Consider the following 5,571-nt stretch of genomic DNA (forward strand, 5'->3'; position numbering starts at 1 on the left):
ATTCGCCGTCAAGATGCCAGTGAATTCTCCGCTATTAACGAGAACTGACTCACTCACCGTTTGGTTACTGGCAATGAGTGTATTGATGTCATCAACGATAGTAACGAACAAGGCGACATGATCTATCGCCAAACTGTCATTTTCCATGCCATCATTGCTGAGTAATTCAACAAAGGTTGTGGCATCAATACGGCTTGGTAGAGCAAGGTAACGTTTAGTCGTCGTGTGGTCACTCACAGGATGGAAGAAGAAAGTCAATTCATTGGTGTTGACGTTTTCCATCTCAATAACGCTGGTCAAACCGTAATTGCTGTCGACCTCATACAAGGTATGCGCCTCATCGCTCGCCAATTGTAAATAGATATAGGTCTTATTATCATAGCTTGAGCTGGCTGTAGCCGAAGGAGCGGAGATGTCATACATCGGATAAACGCCCTCTCCCGCTATATTCGCAAGGAAGACGGTCACATCAAAGTCATGGTTAGCCCAAGATGTGTCAGGATAACAGCCGTAATCGGTCGATTTAAAGTCGGCACCCACGGCAAGATACAAGGTGTGCGCATATTCGCTGTTATCCGGCCCGCTACAGCTACTCGCTGATTGACTACTTGGCCAGTTTGCGGCGACATCATTTGGACGAACAGTAATATCACCAGGCAAGGTAATAGTACCAACCTCAAGTACGCCATCGCGAACATAGGTACCCGAAGCAGGATCATCGAGATTTAAGACGGTATCACTTGAGCTGCCTGTGGACCCGCCATTATTTGTACTGCCAGCGCCTAGCGTGTTGTAAGTGCCTGATGTATCGACTGTGACGCCTGACATGTCGGTGCCCACTGGCACCATCACAAGGTAAACATCGTTAGTAATTTCATTAAACTTACGGTCAATAAAGACAAAACCATTTGGATTAAAGTCCGTACCTGCAATGTCCATAACTTTGCTGTAAGCCCAACTGCTATTTACGCTGACCAGTTGATACAAGGTGTAATTCGATGGCGCTACCTTGATGAACATTTTGGTTGGGTTAATAAAAAACGCACTGGCACTGTTTGCTGGCGGTGAAATTCGGTAGTGTGGCAATGCACCAAAACTAGGATTTACTGTGGTCGCCACCGTAAAGTTCGTGTCAGCATAACTTTCGTTTCTATAACAATTGTTATTATTGTTGCCATCAGGATTGGATTGAACCAGATAAATCATTTCATGTTTGTCATCTTCGCTTGGTCCAACGTTACAAATGTCATTAATGACAGTGCCGACAATACCACTCAATACTGAACTAGACAGCATGGGGAACGCGGATTGAATATTGTCTTCAACGCCATCGCCATCTAAGTCGGTATCAATACCATTTACAATGCCATCGTTATCCGTATCGAGATTACCCAAATAGACAGGGTCGTTTGGATCATCGGCTGCATTACCGTTATTTAGCTCCGTGATGTTATTGATACCGTCACCATCCAAATCATCAAAACTATCATCGACCCCAACATTTAAGCCAAAGATGGTTTCCCAGATGTCCGCCATGCTGTCATTGTCACTGTCAATGCTGAAATCAACATCGGTGGCATCAAGTGGATTGAGCCCGTTTTGGGTTTCGACAATATCGGCAATGGAATCACCGTCACTATCAGATAATGGGTCTGTATCATCCACATCATAGATTCCGTGTACACCATCTAAATCGCCATCATAAGCATTGGGATCTAATGGATCGGTATTTGCGCCTATTTCAGTAAGGTTAGAGAAACTATCGCCATCACTGTCAATATTTGCGCCATCACTGCTGTCTAGCGGGTTAAGATTCCAAGCCAATTCAAGAGCATCGCGTAAACCATCGCTATCGCTATCGATCATGCCATCACTGTTATCATAAGGATTAAGACCAGCTTGTGTTTCATAACCATCAGGTAGGCCATCGCCATCGTAGTCCGTATTCGCATTGAGCGGATTACTATCGTCCATATCCGAGACACCATCGGCATCATCGTCGTAGTCCATGTGATTTGGAATACCGTCACTGTCAGTATCTAAATCACCATTAGCGAGCGGCGAATTAGGATCGTTGGTATCGCTACCAAGCAATTGTTCATAGTAGTCACCATAGCCATCATTGTCGGTGTCGATAGTCGGATCACCATTGAGAGTAATGGTAAAACGCTGTAACGTGCCATTCGCACTGCTATAACCATAGGCGGTGCCATTTTCAACCCGCGGTTCATGCGAGCGACCGAATATGATGTTTTGACGCATACGAGTGAGTGGCACTAGCACTTGCAATTCTTTGTTGACCATCATGTAGGCACTGTAGTCATAACCATCGTAGGTGTGGAATTCCATCAAGAGTAAGATGACATTATCGGCAAGTTTCAAGGGTTTCAAGCGACTAATGTTGTCTTGAATATCGGTAAAGTCTGTTAGCCACACTACATTACGGTTGATCTCTTGACGATAAGCTCCCCCAAAATCGTAAAACGCCGTCGTTTCGTACTCGCCGAAGCTCAAGTATTCATTCTCACTGAGGTCTTTACCGGTTGCCACAACCGCGATATTACGAGATTTGTTGTGCGCTTGACCGGTTTCATCATTGCGAAGCCCGCGCTCACTAGTCATGAAGCTTAGGAATCGATCATCCATTTCAACCACACCAGCTAGCTCAGAATAAGTACGATTATCATTCGACCATTTATAGAAGGTCGTGGTCGGCGTCGATATTTCCGTATACTCATCAAACGTCACCCCCGCAGGATTGTTTGGCGAGCGACCATGCAAGGTTTTTATACGGAGTAAATTTTGAATATATCGCGTACTGTCATTCCATTGGAGGATATTAATGCCACGTGGATAAGCATCTCCAAGAACGGTAGAGATAAAGTTGCCTTGACCATCCACCATTAGCGTTCCACCAAATTGGTGTCCCGAAATTTGCCCCCATGATTTAACGAAATTAAGCGTGTTAGCATCATATACGTAAGCGCCGCCGCCTTGATGATTAAGGCCATCGCTCGGCGTCTGGGTATAAGTACGCAAGAGATTAAGACCAATACGGTCTCCCGACCAGGCTAACTTGCTTGGGTAATTACCTACTTTCCAAAAATTTAACGCCCCTTCACCGCTAGGACTAGTATTAAGCTCTTTTTCAACGATGGTTGTTTGGCTGTTTAAATTATAACGGACCAAACGGGCTGTAGTTGGGGTGACTCTGTCTGAAGCGCCGCCAGTGGCTGCTAAACCATACACAATATCGCCACTACCATTACTTGTTGCTGACAAAAGGTTCTCAGCCGATGCATTCGGTAAAGTGATTGTCCGATTATGCGTGCCATCGATATTAAATTCGCTGTAGTAGACTGCCATATTGGTTTGATCTTGCCATACCACACCGTCTTTAGTGCCATTGCTCACTGCAGAGTACGCCACTTTAGGCATATAGTTAGACGAGTGAGAATTTAAACTAGCGGCATAATCTTCATAAGGCACATACATATCTTCGCTACGACTATATGCTTCAGTAATGATGCGAAGCACTGGCGAGGTGTATTCCGTACGTTCATGGCTTGCAGACACAGCGGTAACGCCCAAACGTTCACCGGTAGCTAGGTTGTTCCACACCGTAGGCTCGGCATCGTCGGGATCAAGAATGCCGTCATGATCGGTATCAAAACTAGTGTTGTCCGTCGGATTAGAGCCGTCTTGGTATTCCACCAAATTGGTGAAACCATCACCATCCAAATCGCCACTTTCATCGCCAGCGGTTAATGGGTCTAAACCATAGGTGGTTTCAAAGCCATCTCCCATGCCATCGCCATCAGTATCGGATGTCACGCTGTAGCTGTTAACATCAACGGTATCTTGCACACCATCGCCGTCCAGATCGAGGTCTATACCGTCCTCAATACCATCACTATCAAAATCACTGTAAGGTAAGGTGAAATCAATACTAAACTGATAAATACCCAGCTCTTCTTGCGCTGAGGTGACATAACGCAATTTCACTACGCCACCATGATATTGAACCCCAGTCGGCAAGGCGCTGAAACTACTGCTGTCTAGCGAAATGTGGAAATAATTAACTGTATCAAAACTCGGCGATGGCTCACCTGGGGTGGTGACATAGTGCATCGCTGTTTGAAGTTGATTGTATATACGATGCCCTCTCAACATCACTGGATAAGCATTGCCCGAGGCATCTTTCACCTCTACCGTGAAACGGGTGTCGAGCTCGAAGGTTTCCCAAAAATTTGGTGTCACTGTTGCGCTAGGACCTGTTAAACCCGAGCCTGGCAACATGGCAACGGCTTGGTATTCGCTACCGGTGAAATGATTGGTGTAATCAAAAGATAAACGGTTATCTTGTGTAAGGTTCTCTACTGAGTAGATTTCCGCTGTTGTGGTTTGCGGATCGATCGCCGTTACTGGATTACTATCGGCATCAATGATTTCCATTTCTACCGTGTGTTGACCTAAGCTTAATCCTGTTAAAACCACGCTTGGATCTATAGCAGTTATCCATTCACCACCATCTAGACGGTAGCGCCAAGCATCAAAGTTGATGCGAGTAAAGAAAGATAAACGGGTGTCATCATTATTCAGTTGCACCAAGCTAAAGTTAGAAATCAGCTCACCGTAGATGTCCAAATCTTCTGGCACTGCCATGAGGTTCAACGCCGTAGTGCGCTCACTCACGTCTCGATTGATGAATAACCAGTTGTCATCGGGAATATCCTCGGCCTCAATGGTTTGTAATTTAGTCGCGACCCAATCACTACCATTTAAAGTCACTTCATAAATGTCGTACTTCACATCACGCGGCAAACGCAGCATTGGGTAGGTTTCATTTAAACGGAATCCCGTTGGTGCCAATTGATGTGGACCGATTTGATACAAAGGTAACGCGGTATTGAACTGATAACTGATCCCTTCGTTAACAGTATATTGCGTAGCACTGTAACCGGTGCTGGCAAAACTACAGCCGTAGCCAGCATCATGATAAACCAAAGCAATGTTACCCACCGTTTGGCTTGGGGAAGCACTGGCAGGACAACCATCAGTACTGCTTGTAATATAAGAAATAGGTAGACCATCAACATTACCTGCGAGTACCCCAGAATTAAGAGTGACATAGAGTTCGTTTTCATCCATTGTACCATCGCCATCTAAATCGGCATCCAGTGCATTGAGCACTTGGTCACCATCAGTATCTTGATTACCCAGATAAATTGGATGATTCGCATCATTCGGGTCAGTAAATTGCGCTAACTCAACACCATCGAAGATACCATCACCGTCGGTATCGACCGCATTGTCATTATTGACAGCCACAATCAAGGCTTGCGCTTCATCTGGTGTCGTCCAAGTGTTATTAGCCAGCGCAGTTTGATATTCATCGATCAAACTCGGTGCAAGGAATTGACTTGGTAACAAGGTTTGGATTTGCGTAATCGTGATATTCGCATTGGGGGTGTTTTGTAGGTCAATAAATGCTGTGGCGATGCTGTTCACGCTGGCGATGGTATTTTCAAGCGCTGTCAATGACGTTACCGCTTGATTAGCCAGTTCACT

General features: G+C 45.4%; 1 protein-coding gene. It reads right to left on the minus strand.

Annotated features, from left to right (window positions below; all coding sequences use genetic code 11):
• Positions 1-5,571: thrombospondin type 3 repeat-containing protein (locus ACTRWI_RS21705; protein WP_499133789.1), on the minus strand; the 5,571-nt coding region annotated here is incomplete at both ends.

Source organism: Pseudoalteromonas sp. G5_S1_14_S5 (assembly GCF_054968605.1).